19 protein-coding genes and 1 pseudogene are annotated in these 17439 nt (G+C 69.4%); 12 read left to right on the top strand and 8 right to left on the bottom strand.

The genetic code is table 11. The features are described from left to right. Positions 1 to 6 precede the first annotated feature (6 nt). Both FKD65_RS44180 and FKD65_RS13640 read left to right on the top strand, forming a co-directional pair. Positions 7 to 159 (top strand): hypothetical protein, encoded by a 153-nt coding sequence (locus FKD65_RS44180; protein ID WP_168221030.1) that lies wholly within the window; start codon positions 7 to 9, stop codon positions 157 to 159. Positions 160 to 1957: 1798 nt separating this feature from the next. Continuing rightward, on the top strand, positions 1958 to 3133 hold the full coding sequence (locus FKD65_RS13640) for a hypothetical protein (RefSeq protein WP_141577857.1): 1176 nt from the start codon (positions 1958 to 1960) through the stop codon (positions 3131 to 3133). Positions 3134 to 3574: 441 nt separating this feature from the next. Here the strand turns inward: FKD65_RS13640 and FKD65_RS13635 are convergent, their stop codons facing one another. Further along, positions 3575 to 3907: a hypothetical protein gene (locus FKD65_RS13635; protein WP_141577856.1), complete on the bottom strand. Its 333-nt coding sequence runs from the start codon at positions 3905 to 3907 to the stop codon at positions 3575 to 3577. A gap of 184 nt (positions 3908 to 4091) precedes the next feature. Here FKD65_RS13635 and FKD65_RS44175 point away from each other — a divergent pair, with 184 nt between their 5' ends. Then, complete coding sequence (locus FKD65_RS44175) at positions 4092 to 4235, top strand: hypothetical protein (RefSeq protein WP_168221029.1); 144 nt, start codon at positions 4092 to 4094, stop codon at positions 4233 to 4235. A 206-nt stretch (positions 4236 to 4441) separates the two neighbouring features. Here the strand turns inward: FKD65_RS44175 and FKD65_RS13630 are convergent, their stop codons facing one another. From FKD65_RS13630 to FKD65_RS46595, 4 genes and pseudogenes are all read right to left on the bottom strand, one after another. Further along, entirely contained in the window at positions 4442 to 5071 is a 630-nt protein-coding gene (locus FKD65_RS13630; protein ID WP_141577855.1) for a hypothetical protein, read from the bottom strand. A gap of 362 nt (positions 5072 to 5433) precedes the next feature. Continuing rightward, the gene (locus tag FKD65_RS13625; protein ID WP_205718655.1) at positions 5434 to 5697 is read right to left on the bottom strand and encodes a DUF397 domain-containing protein; all 264 of its coding nucleotides are present in this window, start codon (positions 5695 to 5697) and stop codon (positions 5434 to 5436) included. Beyond that, positions 5694 to 6368, bottom strand: a complete 675-nt coding sequence (locus tag FKD65_RS13620) for a DUF5753 domain-containing protein (protein WP_141577854.1) — start codon at positions 6366 to 6368, stop codon at positions 5694 to 5696. Before FKD65_RS13620 ends, FKD65_RS13625 begins: the two co-directional genes overlap by 4 nt. 23 nt (positions 6369 to 6391) lie before the next feature. Then, positions 6392 to 6490, bottom strand: a pseudogene (locus FKD65_RS46595) (hypothetical protein); the annotation flags it as partial. A gap of 402 nt (positions 6491 to 6892) precedes the next feature. On the opposite strand from FKD65_RS46595, the gene FKD65_RS13615 reads away from it, so the two are divergent. The 7 genes from FKD65_RS13615 (at position 6893) to FKD65_RS13585 (ending at position 12558) form a co-directional block, all read left to right on the top strand. Beyond that, the gene (locus tag FKD65_RS13615; protein ID WP_141577853.1) at positions 6893 to 7207 is read left to right on the top strand and encodes a hypothetical protein; all 315 of its coding nucleotides are present in this window, start codon (positions 6893 to 6895) and stop codon (positions 7205 to 7207) included. Continuing rightward, positions 7204 to 7404, top strand: coding sequence for a hypothetical protein (locus FKD65_RS13610; RefSeq protein ID WP_141577852.1), 201 nt, complete (start codon positions 7204 to 7206; stop codon positions 7402 to 7404). Before FKD65_RS13615 ends, FKD65_RS13610 begins: the two co-directional genes overlap by 4 nt. 252 nt (positions 7405 to 7656) lie before the next feature. Then, positions 7657 to 8592, top strand: coding sequence for a hypothetical protein (locus FKD65_RS13605; RefSeq protein ID WP_141577851.1), 936 nt, complete (start codon positions 7657 to 7659; stop codon positions 8590 to 8592). 211 nt (positions 8593 to 8803) lie between these two features. Continuing rightward, positions 8804 to 10057 (top strand): alpha/beta hydrolase-fold protein, encoded by a 1254-nt coding sequence (locus tag FKD65_RS13600; protein ID WP_141577850.1) that lies wholly within the window; start codon positions 8804 to 8806, stop codon positions 10055 to 10057. Positions 10058 to 10088: 31 nt separating this feature from the next. After that, entirely contained in the window at positions 10089 to 10646 is a 558-nt protein-coding gene (locus FKD65_RS13595; protein WP_205718654.1) for a hypothetical protein, read from the top strand. Between the two features lie 116 nt (positions 10647 to 10762). After that, on the top strand, positions 10763 to 11569 hold the full coding sequence (locus tag FKD65_RS13590) for a VOC family protein (RefSeq protein ID WP_141577849.1): 807 nt from the start codon (positions 10763 to 10765) through the stop codon (positions 11567 to 11569). A gap of 182 nt (positions 11570 to 11751) precedes the next feature. After that, complete coding sequence (locus FKD65_RS13585) at positions 11752 to 12558, top strand: VOC family protein (RefSeq protein ID WP_141577848.1); 807 nt, start codon at positions 11752 to 11754, stop codon at positions 12556 to 12558. A 15-nt stretch (positions 12559 to 12573) separates the two neighbouring features. On the opposite strand, the gene FKD65_RS13580 is transcribed toward FKD65_RS13585, so the two are convergent. Then, complete coding sequence (locus FKD65_RS13580) at positions 12574 to 13269, bottom strand: TetR/AcrR family transcriptional regulator (RefSeq protein WP_141577847.1); 696 nt, start codon at positions 13267 to 13269, stop codon at positions 12574 to 12576. A gap of 177 nt (positions 13270 to 13446) precedes the next feature. Here FKD65_RS13580 and FKD65_RS44170 point away from each other — a divergent pair, with 177 nt between their 5' ends. After that, positions 13447 to 13608 (top strand): hypothetical protein, encoded by a 162-nt coding sequence (locus FKD65_RS44170; RefSeq protein WP_168221028.1) that lies wholly within the window; start codon positions 13447 to 13449, stop codon positions 13606 to 13608. A gap of 159 nt (positions 13609 to 13767) precedes the next feature. After that, a complete protein-coding gene (gene fusA / locus FKD65_RS13575) occupies positions 13768 to 15819 on the top strand; it encodes an elongation factor G (RefSeq protein ID WP_141577846.1) in 2052 nt (683 codons plus the stop codon). A gap of 46 nt (positions 15820 to 15865) precedes the next feature. Here fusA and FKD65_RS13570 read toward each other — a convergent pair whose 3' ends face one another. Together FKD65_RS13570 and FKD65_RS13565 are read right to left on the bottom strand one after the other, a co-directional pair. Further along, the gene (locus FKD65_RS13570; protein ID WP_168221027.1) at positions 15866 to 16300 is read right to left on the bottom strand and encodes a DoxX family protein; all 435 of its coding nucleotides are present in this window, start codon (positions 16298 to 16300) and stop codon (positions 15866 to 15868) included. Then, entirely contained in the window at positions 16297 to 17238 is a 942-nt protein-coding gene (locus tag FKD65_RS13565; protein WP_141577845.1) for a hypothetical protein, read from the bottom strand. The genes FKD65_RS13570 and FKD65_RS13565 overlap by 4 nt, the downstream gene beginning before the upstream one ends. Between the last annotated feature and the right edge of the window lie 201 nt (positions 17239 to 17439).

Genomic DNA, 17439 nt, shown 5'->3' with positions numbered 1-17439 from the left:
CAACCGATGGACGACAAGCGAGCAAAGTGGGGCAAGACCAAGGCCCACCAGTCGGACGCCAACGAGAAGGTCGGCATCCCCGAGGACTCGGAGGACGCCTACCGCTCCGGCCCCCAGCAGGGGCGGGAGGAAGAGAACAAGGACAAGAAGGGCCAGTAGGTCCAGGAGGTCCAAGGGTCGGTTGACAAGTAGACCGGCCCGCACCATCAAACGGTGGGGATAAGTGATTCCCCATCAGTTCGAAGTGAGGGCCGGCGTCTGCCGGTCCTCACTTCGAACCCTTCAGCGCGACGGGGCCTCATGGGACCCCTTCGCCTGGGGTACGTGATCAGAGTATGAACGCGGGCCGTGCGGCGGGCTCTGAAACGTGAGAATGCCCGGGTAGGACGGGTGACCCCGCACAACCTTCCGCCATCCAGAGGTATCTCATGCCTTGTCAAGTGGCTGGAACCGGCCAGCATCGGGCGGAGCCTGGCGGTCGAGCGCGAGAACGCGCTTTCGATACCGACCCGCCTGGCCGAACGCCTTCACCGCCGTACCGAAGAGCCGCTCGGCGTCGGCGTGCTTTCCCTGGCTGAAAAGGCGCTCCGCAAGGTCGGGCCGGGTTCGGGCAGGCTCGTGCCCGGTGGGTGCGCGCAGTGGAGATCGCGACGGCTGAGGCCTCCACGGCGCGAGCAAGACTCTCGGAGGCCACACTGCTGCCGGACTCCGAACGGGAACAGGGTCGAGAGCTTTCCTGCGCCATCGCGTTCGTCCAGCCGACGGGCCGCCTCCAGGCCGTATGCGGACGCCGCCTCGGCCATCGCCCCCATGGCGCGGTACCGGGCGATGGCGATCGCAGCCGGCCGAGGAGTCCCTCCGCGTCCGCCTCTGTCCATCGTCGCGAGCAGCTCGATTCCGAAGGGGGCTGGGGGTAGCGGCCAGGAAGCGGAACAGCCGTGCCGCATCGCTCGGGAGGTCCCGGCACAAGCTCCAGGGTGGCTCGCAGGTCCAGATCGCCGATGCGCAGTTAGCGGAGGCGGCGCCGGGGGACGCAGCCGGGCTCCGGGCAGCGAGCACCGGCCACGCGACACCGTCTGGTGCGAGGAGGACCAGCAGGCATACCCGGTAGCGGTCACCGCGCCACGCCCTGCCTCCGCAACATGGCTTTCGCCTATTCGGCGCGGCATCACCAGGGTCGAGGAAACCGGGGAGGACAGTGGCCGCCGTTTCGCATGTGCGGCTCCGCTGATCAGGGAGTGGTGCGGACAACCATTCGCCGCCGATTTTGACATCCCGTGGGTGCCGGGGATGTCGGGCCGGCTCTTGGGCCTGCGGAACCGCGGTCCGTATTGGCGGGTGCGTCAGGTCCGGCCGTTGCCCCGGACCATGCGGCTCATCCAGTGGTGCCCCGCGTGTTCCGGTTGAACTGTGCGGTGAATTCGGTGTGCATGTCGCGGCCGTGAGCGGGTGGTCCGGCTGATGCGCACTGCCTGGCTGGGGGATACGTCGGCGGTGTGAGCCGGCTCCGTTGTGACCCGGTGGTCGCCAGTTGATGATCTGGTGAACCGCGACCTCGGCGCGGGTCAGGACCGGCGGTATTGCTGCGTCCGCATTGGTGAAGGCGGCTGTATCCGGCGGTGGGGGGGCGGCCCCCGACTCTCTCTGGGGCCGGTGGAGTCAGGGATGTGGCAAGAGGTCGGATTCCCCGCGCGGCGCTGCCCGCCGGCCGCGATGGCACCGGCTTCGGTTCGTTTTTCCAAGCCCGGGCCGCGAGGGAAAGGTGCCGCACTTCGACCGTTATCCGCGCCAATGCTCAATGAGATCCAAGTCTCACGGCAGGCACTTGCCCGCCGGCTGATCACCCGGACGGTGGGTGATGGCACTGCCGTCTTCGGGATCACAGCTCCCTGAGGCGTCAGACCCTGCGCATCGCTAGGCGTGCGCAGCACAACAAACGAAAGAAGGTGTCATCAAAGTGAACTCTGGAAAAAGAAAAAGGTTCACTTCGCCGGAGTGGCTCTTCAGCCGCCTCGGCCGGTTCTACGGACTGCTGATCCGTGACCCGCACACCGTCGTGCGGTGGCTCGTCGGCCACCCCCGGCGTGCCATGGCGTGGCTCGCCACGACCGTGATCGGTTCCCTCTGGCTGCTCGCGGCCGCGGGGGCGCACGTCGGAGGAGCGATCCTCCAGCGCTCGGTGACCGCCGTCATGCAGCCGCTGACCGTGGATCACGAGGTGACGGCCCTCCAGGCCACCACCATCACCTACCTGTTCGGCGCCCCGATCTATGTGGCGCTGCTCATCGGCGCGCGGCGGCGGCTGAAGGAGAGTCGTCTCCGCAACGCCGTGCCGCACACCCAGAGGCGCGACCGGATCCTGTCCGGCCTCTCGCTCGCGGTCCAGAGGTTCTCCCCGGCGCACAGGCTCCTGTCCCGTTTCATCGAGATGGAGCAGGAGCACCGGTGGGTGCTGACGGCCCTGCCGTTCCTGATCGGCTTCGTCAGCGCCAACCTCCTGTCGCAGTTCTACGCGGCGAGGCTGCCGTTCTCGGCCGGCAACGCGATCACGACCCTCGGCCCGATCACCATGGCGATGGTGATCGCGTGGAGGGAGGACAGGAAGGGGCTTCCCCTGCTCCTGCCGCTGATGTCGGCGGTCGGGGCGGCCCTGATGATCCCCTGGGGGCAGCGCATCGACGGCCTCGGGGTGCTGGCCGCCCTCGGCGGCGCGGTGTCCTCCGCCGTGATGGTGTCGGGTGGAAAGGCGATGGCCCACGCGGGGATCCTGCTCAAGGGAACGGGCCTGTCCATGATGGCCGGCCTGCTCCTCGGAGCGCCGTCCCTGCTCCTGGTCCACTGGACCGGGGAGATCGCCGTCCGCGGGATCGTCGCCGGCCTCCTCGGGATCGCCGGAAGCGTCTTCTACTGGGTCGCCCAGGCGACGCTTCACCTTCCGAAGAGGCTGGCCGGTGCGCTGACGGCCAACGGGCCGGCATTGAGCGGCCTGGTGGGGCTCGGCATTCTCCACCAGGGCCTCGGCATGGTCAGTGTGATCGGGATCGCCACGATCCTGACCGCCTCGGTGCTCAACGCCGCACTGACCGGCACCAAGGACGAGAAGGCCGCGGAGGTCGCGAAGTACAACTACTAGGCTCCGCCGGGATGCCGTGTGCAAGGGTGCATTAACGGTGCGCCCAAGCGCAGAGCGGTATTTCTCGGCGTGGGCAGAAACAACCCTCTCGCAGGCATGACGCCGAGCGAGAAGGTGAAAGTGGGCGCTCCCTTCGGGATCGCCCGCATGCAGCCCCGGGGGATACCTCGGGGCTGCGTTCGTGGAAGGTGCCGAAAGGGGAGTCGGTTCCCCCGCATCTCGCCGGGGTGCCGGTGCTCGCTCCGGGCCGGAGATCAGCATCGCTCGGTGCCCTTCGCCACGTCGGGCGAGCGGGTGTCGCAGGCGACCGCGCAGGTGCCGGGACGCCGGGCGGGGCCCGCCTGACCAGACGGCTGGCGGGCGCATTTCCATATGTACGAGAAAAGCGGCCCCTAAAGGCCGCTCTGGCTCGGGCCAGGGCCGTGCCGGCCCCGGTGACTGTCACTTGGTGGCGCGAAAATCGGGCCCCCAACGCTTGATGATGAGCCACCCTCCCAGCAGCAGCATGGTTCCGCTGAAGCCCGTCGCGAAATCGCACACGACGTACTTGCCGTTGCTGATGAGGAAGGCGATGAGCGTCGTGACCGCGAGGCAGACGCTTGCGGCGATGGGGCGCTTCGGGGACTTTCCCTTGAGGTAGTTGTCCCAGGAACGCTGGTTGGACAGGTACGCGACGGAGGCCGTGGCGCACCCGATGAAGATGGCGATGAAGTTGCCCTCGCTGGCGATGAAGACAACGAGGGAGAAGAGCAGAACGTTGATGAAGATGATCAAGCGTCGCATAATTAATGTCTCCTTTGTGGGATCCGCGCTGAGCGCGGCCGTGGAATATTGATTGTCCGGATGTTTCGTACTGTGCACGCCGTCTTCGTTGACCGTCCCGGAAGACGCGTGTCATGCAAGCGTCCGGCGGTGTTCGCGACGGGTGAGAGGCGGCCGGTCGGGGTTAAGGGGGCCGGTGGCCGGAGTGAGCCGCAACACCGTCCGCCGGTTCGCCGACCCGAGCGACGACGATTATCTCGAAGCTCACTTCATGACCCTCTTGGACGTCTACCGAAGGGCGGCCGAAGCAGGTGCGGGTATGAAGATCATGGCCTGGTAGCGGCTGAACCATGCGGTGCGTGCGCGATCGAGCACCCGAGGTGCCGTCCAGCGCCGAGCAGCGCAACGGCTCGGCGGGCAGCCGTGCGCCTGCCACGCCCACCGCACGATCGGTGCCGCCGTGGCTCGGAAGGCGCAGGGCCCGGCGGTGCCGGGCCCTGCGGATCGAGTCGTTCGATCGCTACCTCCGGTGGGCGGTGGCGATCGTCAGTTGTGGATGCCGCCGGGGCCCATGAAGCACAGATTCTCCGGGGCGTAGGGGCCGTTGATCCAGGGCCCGCCGGGGGCGGTGGTCTGGATGGACAGCAGGGTCGGGTTGTGGGGCTCCACGAAGACCGTGCCGTTCAACGCGATGAAATCGGCGACGCCGGTGACGTCCGACGCGTAGATGTCCCCGGCACGGGCCACGGCCTTGAGCACGCCGCTGGTGCCGCTGACGGTGAGGAAGCCGCGACCCATCGTGAGCATGGTGACTCCCTCAACGCGGTCGACCTTGAGGTGACCGCCGTCGGTGTGCAGCCTGGCGTTGACCAGCCGGCCCGCGGTGGTGATGCCCCCGCTGGTCCTCGCGATGACCTGGAGGCCCTCGGGGATCAGGACGGTGACCGTCAGGAAGTCCCCTTCGGTGGCGGCGTCGCTCCCACCGGGGACGGTCAGGGTGTCGGCGTCCAGAGTGGCCTTCGAGGCGGCCGCCGCGGACTGGGAGCCGTTAGAGGTGAGAATGACCTCGATCCCCTTGTGGTCTCGGTCGACGACGATCAACAAGTGGACCAAACCGGCCGTGATGTTGAGGGGGCCGCTGTCCGCTGGGCGGGCCGCGGTGAGAACGCGTTCCATTCGAAGCTCCTTCGCTCGGTTTGTCTTGCACCCCGTTCAGTCGCAGGTGCCAAGAAAGACCGTGCGGAGCAACGTGCGGCACGCCACCGCTGGACCGCATGACGGCGGCGCACTTCATGAGGGAAGGTGATCACCTTGCGCCCTCGTGACATGCCCGATGCCTGAACGGCGGAAAGCCGTTCGGCGCCACGAACGCCCCCGTGCGTCCGGCTGAAGCCTGCACGACGGGATGCGGTTCCGGACGCTATGGGTCGCGCCTCCGGTCAGCGTTGTCGACCCGCCGTTCGGAATTACCTCGCCCGGGCATGGGACGAGCCCCCGGCCTGGTCGAAGGCGAGGGCTCGCAGGGTTGAGCGGGGGAGTCAGGCGAGGTCGTGCTCGTTGTCCTTGACCGATCGGGTGAAGGCGGCCCAGGCGGCAACGCTGAACGTCAGTTTCGGCCCCTCCGGATCCTTCGAGTCCCGAACCCCGACCACAGGCGGCAGGTCCGCCACCTCCACACACTCGCCACCAGAATGATCGCTGTAGCTGCTCCTGCGCCACAGTTCCGCTACTTCGATACAGTCGCCGCCCTCATGGCCACTGTGGCTGCTCTTGCGCCAGTGAAAGCTGGGCATGTTCGTCATAGGCTCTCCATCACCGTCTTGATCAAGACTCGCGACTCTGGGACTGGAAGCGCGTAGCCTCTGAGTAGATCCCAGCGTACGAGTTTGTCTCTGATCCGTGCAGGGCGCTCGATCAAGAGCCCCTCTCCTGCCGACTCAGTGTAAGCAAGGTCGGGTTCATCTTCGAAGCCCAAGATGGTGAAGCTCCCTCCGAGTCCGGCGTGATACCCGGCGCTCATAGGCACGATCTGAAGCATGGTGTTGACCCGCTCGGAGACTTCAAGTAGGTAAGTGAGCTGCTCGCGCATAATTTCTGGGCCTCCAACTGTGCGTCGAAGTACGGTCTCGTCTAGGACGACCCAGGTATGTGGGGCAATTGCGCGCTCCAGTACAGCCTTCCTTTCCATGCGATTCGCGACGAGTTCCGCGAGGTTCGTTCCATCGTTGGCCGCGAGGATGGAGCGGGTGTAGTCCTCTGTCTGGAAGAGGCCGCTGACGAGGAGCACACTGAAGATGCGGTACGACGTCGCCTTTCTCTCGTATTGCAGGTATTCAGGGAAGCCCGGCGGTAGGACAAAGTGGACCTCGATGTCCTTGGCGAGTTTCCACAGGCGGTAGAAGTGGCCGCCCGTCTCAAAGTAGGTGTCGAGGTCGTGGGCGCTCTGCTCGGAGACCTTGCGTCCACTCTCCATGGTGCTGATCCACTGGGGGTGCACCCGAGCGCGTCCGCTAGTTGCTTGCCTGTAAGTCCCGCCTGCTCGCGCATGCGGCGGAGTTCGCTGCCGAAGAAGATGCGGGCCCGATTGTCGCTCATGGGAAGCCTCCGGGGAGTTAATCAGGGGCGGGGGTTGAGTTGATCTCGATCGGGATTGATCGGGGGTGCGGTGAGGTCGCTACCGCACTTTTACCCGCCCTGTGAGTCTGGTCGCAAGTGTTTTCGACGCGGAAACGGGCGGGGAGGATTCGAGATGTCCAGGTCGTCGGAATCGAATGGCTTTGCGGCCGGGTTAATACCCCTAATGTCTGATTGGCGGCCCGAGTTTTCGCTGGACGGGCTGGTCGCGCGGCGACACGCCAAGCTGAGCCCTTACCAGCTCCTTAACGGGTGCATAGGGGAGGTCCAAGCGCGGGACGAGGGCGAACTGTGGTTGCTCTGCGACGCCCAGACGCGCCTCTTGGAACGAATCGCACTCGCGGAGGTCCTGAGGGGGCGGACGTGAGCGTTCCAGAGCACGAGTCCCCGGCAGTCGAGTCGTACGTGCGTCTGCAAGTCCTGGGGATGCACCTCAGGGCGCATGGCTTCACGGTCCATCACGTGGCGGGCGGGCTGGTCGTCCGCAATATGGCGTCCGGTGCGCGAAGCGGCTGCGGGGCCAGAGGGGAGTCCGGCGACACGATCACCTGCCGGCCGCGCGAGGAGGACGAGGGCCGCTACTGGTACTTCACGTCCTGGCGGCAGCCCATCGCCGAGTGCGAGCGCATCACGGACGCCCTCGTAATGATCAAGGGCTACCTGGGAGCGCCGGCGTGAGGGCGGCCGGCGGCGGGCCCCGCCACGACGACACTGCCGCCTACCTCGCCGCGTTGAGGCGTGAGTTCCCGACGTTCGGCATCGTCGCCGACCCGGAGCGTCCCATCTGGATGGCGGTCCGGGGCGACGATCTCTTCATCCGGGCCACCGACGGCCACGTGCTCCGCCAGAGACTCCTGGAGATCGCGAACCGGTGAACCCCGCCCGCGCGCCGTCGGCGCGTTGAGGCCGCTCGCACCCGACCGAGAGCCGCCGCCGCACCCAGCGGCGGCAGCTCCATAGTTTATCGACCAGTTTTGTTGATTATTTGGCGGCGCTCCGTACGGTCCCTCTTGCCGGTTCGCGGAACCGGTGGCCGAACGCTCTCAGAGCTCGGGCCACCGGTTCGTGGAACCGGTGGCCCGTCGCTCGCGGAGCGGTCGGCCTCTCGCAAACAGAGGGGCACGACCATGTCCTTTTCACCCGACCTTTCCCGGCGGCTCAGCGGGGGAGGGTTCATCCTGGCCGGCGTCACGCTGGTCGCCATCGGCTACGGTTTCACGACCGGCCGGAACGCGCTGGAGGTGGGGGCCCCGCTGCAGGCGGTCGGTTCCATCGCCTTCTGCGTGATCACGCTGCTCACCAAGCGGAACCCGTTCAGGCGCTACCCCCGCGTCATGTGGCTGTGGATCTCCCTCCTCGCGGTGGGGAACGCGGCCGTCGCGTGCCTCTACCCGTTCGCCGTCGACCGGCTGACGCTGGGGACCGTGGCCGCCGTCGTCCAGATCGGCTACTACTCGGTGGGCCTCAGGGAGATCTGGCGCCTGAGGGCCACCTCGTGGGGATTCCAGAACCTGACCGGGCGCCTGCTCCTGGTCGGCGGAGTCGTCATGCTCAACCGGCCCTCGCCGGGTGAACTCGTGGGGATGCTGGGCGCTCTGCTCTGCGCGCTCGGCGTCTGGAACACGCTCACCATGCTGGGGCAGATGAGGAAGCACGCCCTGGAGGACCAGGGCGCCGCGGTCGCCAACCTGCTCGCGACGCTGCTGCTCTTCCCGGTGGTGTTCGCGGTTCGGGGACGCGGATGGATGTCCTGGGACCTCCTCTCCGTCGCCGCTCCGGCGGGCCTGCTCACGCTGGCGGTGCCGATCCTGCTCACCAACGCCGCGCTTCGCCGTACCTCGAAGAGCGACGTGGGGATCGCGCAGTCCTTCTCGGCGCCGATCAACGCCCTGGTGGCGCTGGCCGGCAGCACGCTGGGGCTGCTCGACTCCGACCAGCGGCTCCACCTCTTCCCGGGGTGGGCCGCCATCGCCCTGATCACCTTCGTCGCGATCAGGATGTCCTTGCTCCGCAAGCCCGCCGACGGCGAGGTTCGGGCCAGGGCGCAGTCGAGCGGCGCCTGACAGCGCCGCTGAACCCGCAACGGCGGAAAGGGGCCGACCCTTTCCGCCGTTGTATCCCTGCCCGCGGGCAGGCGGCGAAGACGGCGGCGCGGTACCATCTCGCCTTTATTGCATTCGCTGCCAATACTTGCGGGTGTGACGGCGGGGACAGTAGTTTCGTCGGGCGAGCGGAGCCTTGGGCCGGGCGTGGCCCGAGAGCGGCTGGGGAGTCATGAAGAAGCGTACCGACAGGAAGATCGCCATCGCGGGCACCGCGGCGGCGGCCGTGCTGCTGCCCGCCGTCATGGTCGGCCTCGCGCAGGCCGGCGTGGGGGTCCCGAAGAGCAGGTCGGAGGCCAGCGGGAACTCCAAGCCGATCCCCTCGTTCGGTCCCCCGACGCAGCAGTCGGCCCCCGGCGCGACGTCCGCGTCCCCGAAGAAGTCGCCGGGTGCGTCGAAGCTGCCCAGCATCCCGCTGAACAGCAACCCGTTCGGCACCGGCGGGGGGACGCCGAGCCCGAGCGACCCCGACAGCAACACCGGCAACCACGGCAAGAAGCCGCAGATGCCCTCGGGTGCCGCGTCGGGCAAGTACGCCAAGGCCCCCGACGGGGCCGCCATCACCGGCGTGAAGAAGGTCAGCTCGCGGATCTTCGACGTCTCGATCGCCTCCCCGGCGCTGGGCGCCGAGGTGAAGACCCGCGTGATGGTCCCGAAGAGCTGGAAGGCCGGAGCCACCAAGACGTGGCCGGTCGTGTACGCCTACCACGGCGGCCAGAACAACTACCAGTCCTGGACCAAGGACTCCAACATCGAGCAGATCATCGGTCCGTACGACGCGATGGTCGTCATGCCCGAGGGCGGCTGGAACGGGTCCTACACCAACTGGTACAACGGCGGGAAGGGCGGCATCCCCGAGTGGGAGACCTTCCACATCGGCGAGGTCATCCCGCTGATGGAGCGCAACTTCCACGCCGGGTCGATGCGCGCCGCGATCGGCCTGTCGTCCGGCGGGCAGGGCGCCATCACCTACGCCGAGCGGCACCGCCTGTTCAAGTTCGCCGCCTCCTACAGCGGCGCCCTCAACATCACCGCGCCCGGCATGCCGGTCATCCTGACGTCCATGAACCGGGAGGCGGGCACCGCGATCTGGGGCGACCCGGTCACCGCGCGGGCGAACTGGCGGGCGCACGACGCGACCGTCATGGTGTCCAAGCTGAAGGGCGTCGGCGTCTACGTCTCGTCCGGCAACGGGCAGCCCGGCCCCTACGACAAGGCCGACACCCCGCCCCACGACGCGGGCCGGATCGGCGAGCAGCTCGCCGGCACGATGAACGAGAACTTCGTCGCCGCCGCGAAGAAGGCCGGCGTGCCGGTCCACGCCAACCTGTACGGGCCCGGCATGCACAACTGGAAGTACTGGCGCGTCGAGCTGACCCGCAGCTGGCCGACCATCGCCAACTCCATCGGCGCCCGCAAGTCCTGACCGCGCGCCCGGCGGCCCCGGTGACCGCGCCGTGAAGGGGTTCGCCCGGCGGGAGTTCCAGCTCGTCCTGCTGCGCCGGATGGCCGACTACCAGCCCGGCCTGGTCGAGGACGCGGTGCGCTCGCTCGGCGCGTCCCGCACCGAGATGCGCGAGGTCAACGCCCGGTGGCAGCGCATCCTGCGGTCCCGGACGTTCCCGCGCGGGCGCCGCCGGTACGAGGCCGTCCTCGGCCCGCCCGCCGCCGTCGAGGAGCGCCCCGTCGGCGACGTCTCCTGCGAGGTGGCGTGGTGGCCGCCGCTCTCCCTGTGGCCCGGCCTGCGCTTCGAGATCATGATGGGGCCGGACGGCTCGGTCATGCAGGAGTGGCTCGTCCGCGACGACGGGGTGCCGGTGCCGCCGCTGGAGACCGTCGACGACCTCGTCCCGTGGTCGTGCGTCGTCGGCGACGTGGACGAGCGCTTCGGCGCGGTGGCGCACCAGGACGGCGAGGTACCGAGCCGCTGGCACGCGACGTTCGAGGGGCCGGACGGCACCGCCTACGCGGCGCACTTCGTCTGGGGCCTCCTCCAGACCGTCGAGAGCGTCTGAATCGGATCAGGGCGCCGGGCGCTTTGCCGACATTGTGTTGATTTGGGGTTTTATGCCCCAGGACATTGCCTGCCCGTCCCTACGGTGGGGGTCATGCGTGCTTCGAATGGTCTGCTATGCCCGAGGTGACCGCATACGCCCCCGGATTTCCGACTTGGGCCGAACTGGCCACCCCGGACGTACGCGCGTCCCAGCGGTTCTACACCGAGTTGTTCGGCTGGTATGCCTACTCTCTCGCGGGTGGCCTCGGGGGCTACCACATCTTCACCCTGGGCGACGTCCAGGGACCGGAGGTCGCGGGCATGCAGCAGCTCGAGGACGACTCGATCGAGCCGACCTGGACGTGCTACTTCCGGACCGACGACATCCGGGCCACCCTGGACACCGTGCGCGCCATGGGCGGGCACGAGCTGAGCGAGCCCACCGACATCGCCAACCTCGGGCGGATGGCCCACTGCGCCGACCCCGAGGGCGCCGACTTCGCCCTGTGGTCCCCGTACGACTTCGAGGGCGCGGGCGTCGTGGACGAGCCGTCCGCGATGTGCTGGATGGAGCTGGCCAGCCGCGACACCGACGGCGCCCGCCGCTTCTACGGGGAGGTCTTCGGCTGGACGGCCGTCGACCGCTCCTACTACGCGCCCGACTACACCAACTGGAAGGTCGGCGACTGGTCCGTGGCGGGCATGGTGCCGCTGGGGGAGTGGTGGCCGGCCGAGTTCGAACCCCACTGGATCCCCTACTTCTGGGTCTCCGACTGCGACGCCACCGCCGCGCGGGCGGCCGAGCTGGGGGCGGTCGTCCACGTGCCGCCGATCGACATCAAGCCCGGCCGCTTCGCCGTCATGACCGATCCGTGCGGGGCGCGCCTGGCCGTCCTCACCCCGGCCGGCGGCTCGCGGGGCGGCAGCCGCCCCCACGGGTGACGCGGCGCCGGGGGTGGCGAGGCCCGGCGGGCGCGGTCCCGAGGAGCCCGGGTCCCGCCGCCTGCGGGTGAGACGCGAGTCTTGGGGTGCTATTGGGGTTTCGCGTCATCGGGGGTTGCGCGCGCGTTCCTAGCGTGGAGGCATGCGAGCTGCAAGGATCCGGCGATGCTCGAGGTGATCTGATGCCCGAGAAGAACGGGATCGCCCCCGGCCATCCGTCGTGGGCCGAACTCGCGAGCCCGGATCCGGAGGTGTCCAAGCGGTTCTACGAGGGGCTGTTCGGCTGGTCCTCCTACACGCTGACCACCGACATCGGCGACTACGAGGTCTTCACCCTGGGCGGCGTCCAGGGACCAGAGGCCGCCGGGATGCAGACGCTCCTCGACGACACCGAACGCGGATCCTGGACGTGCTACTTCCGCAGCGACGACATCGATTCCACCGTCGCCGCCGTGCGCGAGGCGGGGGGCCTGGAAGTGGTGGAGCCGACCGAGGTCGCCGACCTCGGCCGGATGGCCCTGTGCTCGGACCCGGAGGGCGCCGAATTCGCGCTCTGGTACCCCTACAACCTCAAGGGCGTCGGGGTCGTGGACGAGCCGGCCGCGATGTGCTGGGTCGAGCTGGCCTGCCACGACACCGAGGGCGCCCGCCGCTTCTACGGGCACGTCTTCGGCTGGCGGCCCGTCGACCGCGACTTCTACTACGAGTCCGTCTACACGCAGTGGAAGGTCGGCGAGTCGTCGGTGGCGGGCATGGTCTCGATCGACGAGCTGGGGCCGCCCGGGCTCCGCGCGCGGTGGACCCCGTACTTCTACGTCTCCGACTGCGACGCGGCCGCGGCCAGGGCCACCGAGCTGGGCGCCCGCGTCCACATCGCGCCGACCGACATCAAGCCCGGCCGCTTCGCCATCCTCAGCGACCCGACCGGCGCCTGCGTGGCCCTCTTCGCCCCAACGGTCGACCTTCAGGCCGAGCGCGTGCGCCCCTGACGTCCTCCGGCGCGGTCAGCGGCCGAGGGACTCGGGACCGGGGGAGCCGGGACGGGGCGTGGACAGCACGTCGCTGGAGTGGAGGCGGCCCATGAGCATCAGGACGAGTTCGTCGATGACCTCGTCGAGGGTGGCGTCGACCCAGCCGGCGCTCCAGTCGTGCAGGAGGCCGTTGACGCTGCCGATGAAGGCGGTCGCGGCGATCCGGTAGTCCCGGTCGGCGATCTCGCCGCGCTCGGCCGCGGCGGCGGCCTCGGCGCAGATGTAGTCGACCCAGCGGGCGCGGCGGGTGAGCCGCTGGCGGTCCAGCCGGGGGCTCACGCCGATGATCTCGACGAACGCGATCCGGATGCGGGCCCGGTCGCCGGTGATGCTGGCCGCGTACGCGCGGAACAGCCGGGCCGTGCGCTCGGGGAGCCGGAGGCCCTCCACGGACGGCAGGGCGGCGAGGACGTCCCGCTCGGCCAGGTCGTTGACCTCCAGGTGCAGTTCGGCGAGGAGGTCCTCCAGCGTGCTGAACTCCTCGTAGAACTGGCGGGTGGACAGCCCGGCGGCCTCGCTGAGCGCCGCCACCGTGGTGCCGCGGTAGCCGGGGCCGCGGCCGAACATCTCCAGCCCCGCGTCGAGGAACCGGCGGCGCCGCTCCGCGCGCCGCTCGGCCGCCGTCCGGCCCCCGTACCTGCCGGTCGGTGTCGCGCGCCTGCCCGCCACGTGGCTCCCTCCCTACGTTCGGACGGCATTTTCCCGCAATCCAGTCTTGTGTCACACATCACCCCCCTCCGTCTCACTCACCGGGACGGGCGGAGGCGGGCGGCGCGCCCGGCCTCCCCGCCACCTCGGCCGTGATTCGAAGTGCGGAGGACGGGAACCGCGACCCGGTGCGGTTTGGTGGCCTACACGCTGCCGCGCCTCGCCGACGTCGCGCTCGGCCTCGTCGTCGGCCTCGGCGTGAACGCGGTGGTCTTCCCGCCCCTGTACCTGCGACCCCAGAAGGAGCTGCTGCGCCTGAGCCGCCTCCTCCTGGACGACCTCCGCGCCCGCCGTGCCTAGCGCCCGCCGGCTCGCCCCGGCCGGCCGCCGCGGCGGGTCGCGGCTCCCGGCCGTAAAACCCTTCGCGCCGGCCCTCCCGCGGCGGTTACGGTCGGCAGGCCGCGCGGCACGATCATGTCCGGCGGCGGTCGTCATCTTCAGAGAACGGGAGGATTCCCGATGACCACCACAGCCCTTGCTCTGACCAAGGTCCGCAACATCGGGATCATGGCGCACATCGACGCCGGTAAGACGACGACCGCCGAGCGGATCCTCTTCTACACCGGTGTCTCGCACCGGATCGGCGAGGTGCACGACGGCGACACCGCGCTCGACTTCACCAAACAGGAGCGCGACCGGGGCATCACGATCACGTCCGCGGCGACGACCTGCCGCTGGACCGTCGAGGACGCCGCGGGCGGCGAGCACACGATCAACCTGATCGACACGCCGGGGCACGTCGACTTCACCATCGAGGTCGAACGCTGCCTGCGCGTGCTCGACGGCGCCGTGGCCGTGTTCGACGGCGTGGCGGGGGTCGAGCCGCAGTCGGAGACGGTGTGGCGCCAGGCCGACCGCTACGGCGTGCCGCGGATCTGCTTCGTCAACAAGCTCGACCGCGCGGGCGCCGACTTCGCGCGCTGCGTGGAGATGATCCGCGAGCGGCTCGGCGCCGTCCCGCTGGTCGTGCAGCTGCCCATCGGCACCGAGGCCGGGTTCGAGGGCGTCGTCGACCTCGTGTCCGGGCGGGCGCACGTCTGGCCCGAGGGCCGGCACGCCGTCGTGGACGTCCCGTCCGGCATGGCCGAGGACGTCCGGCGATGGCGCGGCAGGCTCATCGAGGCGGTCGCCGAGCACGACGAGGAGGTCATGGCGCTGTACGTGGGCGGTGCGGAGCCGTCGCAGGAGCGCCTGCACGCGGCGATCCGCCGGCTCACGGTCGCTTCCGCGGCGACGCCGGTGCTGTGCGGCAGCGCGTTCCGCAACAAGGGCGTCGAGCCCCTGCTGGACGCGGTGGTGCGGTACCTGCCGTCGCCGCTCGACGCCGCGCCGCAGGTCGGCGACGCGCCGGAAGCGGCACTGGAGGAGGCGCCGCTCTCCGCCCTCGCGTTCAAGATCATGAGCGACCGGCACCTCGGCCGGCTCACCTTCGTCCGGATCTACACCGGGCGGCTGGCGGCGGGCGCGAGCGTGTTCAACAGCGTCAAGGAGCGCAAGGAGCGGATCGGCAAGGTCTACCGCGTGCACGCCGACCGGCGCGAGGAGATCGCGTCGGCGGGCGCGGGCGACATCGTCGCGGTGATGGGGCTGAAGCAGACCACCACCGGCGAGACGCTCTGCGACGCCGCGCACCCGGTGGTCCTGGAGTCCATGGACTTCCCGGACCCGGTCATCGAGGTCGCGATCGAGCCGCGGTCCAAGGCCGACCGGGAGAGGCTGAGCACCGCGATCCAGCGGCTCTCGGAGGAGGATCCGTCCTTCCAGGTCCACGACGAGGACGGGCAGACCGTCATCGGCGGCATGGGCGAGCTCCACCTGGAGATCCTCGTCGACCGCATGAGGGAGGTGTTCGATGTCGAGGCCAACGTCGGGCGGCCGCGCGTGGCCTACCGCGAGACGATCCGCGCGGCGGTGGAGAGGGTCGAGCTCACGCACCGCAAGCAGTCGGGAGGCAAGGGCCAGTTCGCGAAGGTCCTGATCTCCGTCGAGCCCATCGAGGACGGGTACGAGTTCGTCAACCGGGTCACCGGCGGGCGGATCCCGAAGGAGTTCATCCCCTCGGTGGACGCGGGCTGCCAGGACGCGATGAGCACCGGCGTCCTCGCCGGGTACGAGATGACGGGCGTGCGGGTCACGCTGCTGGACGGCGACTTCCATCCCGTCGACTCGTCCGAGCTCGCCTTCAGGATCGCCGGTTCGCTGGCGTTCGGGGAGGCCGTGCGGCGCGCGTCCCCGGTGCTGCTCGAACCGGTGATGACCGTCGAGGCCACCGCCCCCGAGGAGCACCTGGGCGCGGTGATCGGCGACCTCAACGCACGCCGCGGCCGGATCGAGGGGACGGGCGAGCGCGCCGGGGCCCGGGTGGTGCACGCGCTCGTCCCGCTGTCGGAGATGTTCGGCTATGTCGGGCATCTGCGCGGCATGACGTCGGGCCGCGGCGTGTTCACCATGCAGTTCGCCGCGTACGCGGAGGTCCCGGCCTCCGTCGCCCGGACCCTCGTCCCGGGCTGACATGACGTGAAGGGGCCCGGCTCTCGCCGGGCCCCTTCACCCTCTCTCAGGAGCCCGAAGCGGCCGCCGCCGGCTCGCGGCGGCGGCTCGCCAGCACCGCGTCCAGCGACCAGGCGCCCGGCCCGAGCACCGCGACCAGCAGGAACGCCCAGCAGAACATCGCCGCGCTCTCGCCGCCGTTGCGCAGCGGCAGCAGCGCGTGCGGCTGGTGGACGGTGAAGTACGCGTACGCCATCGAACCGGACGCGAGGACGGCCGCCGGCCGCGTGCACAGCCCCGCCAGCACCAGCGCGCCGCAGACGAGCTGGATGAGCGCGGCCCACCAGCCCGGCCAGGCGGCGAGCTCGACCGCGTGCCCGCTGCCCCGGTTCCCGCCGAGCACCCCGAACAGCGACGCCGCGCCATGGCACAGGAACAGCAGGCCCACGACCGCGCGGAACAGCGAGAGCACCGGTTCGGCCAGTCGGTCCACGGGGATCATCCTGCGGTCACCCAGGCGTGCATGATGCCCATGACGTCCTCGAAGCCCTCGTCGGACGCCCTGTACGACGCGGTGATCTTCAACGTGTCACCGAGTTCGATGCGGTCGATGGGGGAGCCGCCGCACGACGGCATGTCCGACACCTCGGTCATGCCGTGGTGGTCGACGAACTCCGGCGTGCCGCCCTCCTCGGCCTCGCTGCGGCACAGCAGCCGCCCGGTGGTGACGTCCTCTGTCTGCACGGCGATTCCGCCGTGGTGCAGGTGCCCGCGGATGTGCACGACGTCGCCGGACACGGTGGAGCGCCACGTCCTGGACTTCTCGCTCTGCCGACCGGCCGGGGCGTCCCAGGTGGAGTCGGCGCAGCCGCCGGCGTCCAGCCACAGCGGGACGACCGGCCTGATGTGCGAGCCGAGCACCGGCTGGTAGGTGAAGGTGAACTGGACGTAGACCGTCTTCTCCTCGTGCGCGTGGTTCATCAGGTCGGCGAGGAGCGTCCAGCGGTCGAGGGGCGCCATCCGGAACCCGTAGCCGGCCGGGAAGACGCTCTCCATCCGCTCGTTGCCCGAGGCGAGGACGCGCCGGGGCCCGCCGCAGACGGTGTCCCACGCCGCCGAATTGAAGATCACCGCGTGGTGCAGCATCGGCCCGGTGTTGATGTTGGCGTTGCTTCCGTCGGCGTAGACGAGATTCGGCTTGAATCCCGTGACGAAGCAGCTCCCGCACGGCTTCGCCACGTCCAGGGCGACCTGGTTCGGCAGTTCGCCGTGCTCGCCGTTCGCTGCTTTGGGAATGGTGTAGGGGCCGTACCGCAGGGTGACGGTCTGCGGCTGCGCGACCTGTTCGGGCGGTGCCGCCTGCGCGGAGGCGGGGAGCAGCAGGGCGCCGGTGAGCAGCGCGAGGGCGCCGAGAAGCGCGAGGAGCGTTCTTCGGGACAAGGCGTGTCCTCCTTGGGGAGCAGCGCCGAGCGGGAACTGCGGCGCATTTTCTGCATGCGGCGGCCGACCGGTGATGGAATGGATTCCGCGTCCTTGCGGGAAAGACCGTCCGCGACGCCCACACAGTGAACTCCGCCCCGTGCGAAGTCAATTGTGCCGGGACACAGGGGCTCCGATCATCGAGATGAGCAGTGATTTCGC

Source organism: Actinomadura sp. WMMA1423, assembly GCF_006547145.1.
Lineage (GTDB): Bacteria > Actinomycetota > Actinomycetes > Streptosporangiales > Streptosporangiaceae > Spirillospora.
The sequence above is the reverse complement of the archived record's forward strand: the minus strand, read 5'-3'. Positions and strand labels throughout refer to the sequence as shown.